The sequence below is a fragment of the Leifsonia sp. HAY1-4F genome (assembly GCF_056755275.1).
The window spans coordinates 1-260 of the sequence record NZ_JBNDHX010000370.1 but is presented as its reverse complement, the minus strand read 5'-3'; the positions used below and the strand labels follow the sequence as shown (position 1 = coordinate 260).

Genomic DNA, 260 nt, shown 5'->3' with positions numbered 1-260 from the left:
AACGAAGCCCTGTTCGAACGCGAAAAGCAGTGCTTCCTCGCCTCCCTCGCAGCCCTCACCGATACGGTCCCAGGACCCAATCGCGTCCAGGACCGCACTACTTTCGACGCCGCGACTGCCCTGACCGAGGCCACCTCGCGGGCCCGGCTCGAAGCCGGCGGGGAAGGCTATGGCGGGCCTACGGCCAGCTTCGCCAACACCCCCGATACTGACCCGGACCTGCCCGCCAACCGTGTCTGGGGCCGGGCCATCCTGGAGAA

At 68.1% G+C, this 260-nt stretch carries 1 protein-coding gene; it reads left to right on the top strand.

What is annotated here, in order from left to right; genetic code table 11:
• Positions 1 to 260: hypothetical protein (locus ACPYOG_RS19850; protein WP_481295830.1), on the top strand; the 260-nt coding region annotated here is incomplete at both ends.